The following is a 1791-nucleotide window of genomic DNA, read 5'->3' as shown; positions in this document are numbered from 1 at the left end:
CGGTGCCAACGTTGGAGTGAGGTCCCGCCGGGATATTCAGGGTATGAGCGATCAGTGGTCTCGTCATACGTCCCTACCATCTCAACAGGTTGTCCGGTGTTCAGATCGTAAAGCGTTAGATCAACTGCGGCGCCGCGATTGTGCCGCGAACCCTTTGACGGGTCAGCCACGAAAAGCTTCTTGTCTTCCGGGGTCGCATCCCAGAACACTTTGGTGACATACCACGGCCGGTACGCATCATGGATGAGCAACCCGTAGCCTTGCTCTTTTAGTTTTCGATGAGCGCGGACGAGCGCCTCAGCGGCAGGACGTTGCAAAAAGGCACGCGGCTCGGAGTAAAAGATGTTACCCAGAAAGTTGTTAGTCGTCGCGTAACGGATCTCCAGCTTGATGGTCGTATCAAGACGGTTGAGTTCAACCAGATCCGGCTGGCGAAACTCTCCGGCTTCTTTCGGCGGCTGAGCTGCGAGCGCCTCTTTCAGCAATTCGCTGACCGGTCTGAGCGGCACGATGCGAAGCTGCCCGGCACCTTCCTCCGGCCCTACGTGGCGGCGTTTGAAGACGACGCTGGCTGCCTCGACCTGAGTCGCGCGTTCAGTTTTGTCGCGCGTGAAGATGAGCCGCTCTCCGTCGTAGAGTCCTCGGACCGGAAATTTGAAGACGTTCTCCGAGACTTGCTCAAGCGGGTCGAACTCGAACCACTCAATCAAGGCCCAGAGCTTGGCGTCCTTCTCGAAGATGTAAAGGATGTCGTGATCCCATCCGTACTCGCCTATCAGTCCGCGCCACCGCACCGGCGCAGGTTGAGGTCGAGGAACTTCGACGCGCTTGAACGCTTCGTTGCCGATGACAATTGCATTGTCGCGAACCAGTATTTTCTCGCCGTAAGCGAGCTTGTCATCAACGATAAGCGCGTCGCCGAGTGTTCGCAGCCGCACTTGCTCTCCGCCGGCGCTACTGAGTTTGGAAAGTTTGCCGGCGCCCTCGATCAAATCGACGCCATTTGGACCGTTTACGTAGCGCCCGGCAATTCGGCGCACAAGCTCAGGATCGATGGGCGAAGTGATTTCCGGCTGCGGGATGGGTTTGCCCTGGCGCACGGCGAGCATGACCGTCAAAGCGAAATTGGCGACCCGATTCGTCACCGCGTTCGCGGCATCCTTGGTCGTCACGACGACCACGCCGAGCTTGTCGTCAGGCATGACCTTCAGCGTAGTTGCAAAACCGTAAATAGCTCCGCCATGACCGACTGTGCGACGGCCCTCAAGTTCGCGCACGCCAAAGCCGATACCGTATCCTGTTTTCTGTCCTGGCGGCGCGAACTGCGGAGTCCACATCTCGTCAATCGTTGAGGCCCCCAGCATCTGTCCTTTCGAGCCACGCCCACCGGCGAACAGCGCGCTCATGAAACGTCCCATGTCTGTGACCGTTGTGTACATGCTGCCGGCAGGGCTGATGCCGAGTTCAAACGTGGGCGCCTCAAAGACGCGGCCATCGATGGTCCACATATAAGCCTTCGCCAGGTCCTTCGTGATCTCCGGCGTAGGCTCGAAGCTGCTGCGCTCAAGGCCGAGGGGATCAAGCACTGCGTGCTTGAGGTATTTCGCGAACGGCTGCCCTTCGGTTCGCTCAAGCACGAAGCCGACCGTCGCTATCGCCGCGTTTGAATACTTGGTGCGGGTTTCAGGCGCGTAAACCAACTCGGTCTCGTTAAGGCTCGCAATGGTTCGAGCGAGTGACGGCTCAGTCGTCTCAAAGTAGTTACCGACCGGCGGCTCGCGCACGAGACCT

Annotated in this window: 1 protein-coding gene; it reads right to left on the bottom strand. The window is 58.7% G+C overall.

Annotation, left to right across the window (positions count from 1 at the left end):
- A partial coding sequence (locus tag VES88_03435) for a serine hydrolase (protein ID HYN80529.1) occupies positions 1-1784 on the bottom strand: 1784 nt, incomplete at its 3' end.
- Positions 1785-1791 lie beyond the last annotated feature (7 nt).

The sequence above is a fragment of the Gemmatimonadaceae bacterium genome (genome assembly GCA_035633115.1).
Taxonomy (GTDB): domain Bacteria; phylum Gemmatimonadota; class Gemmatimonadetes; order Gemmatimonadales; family Gemmatimonadaceae; genus UBA4720.
Note: the sequence above shows the minus strand (reverse complement) of the source record. Positions and strands in the feature narration are given on the sequence as shown.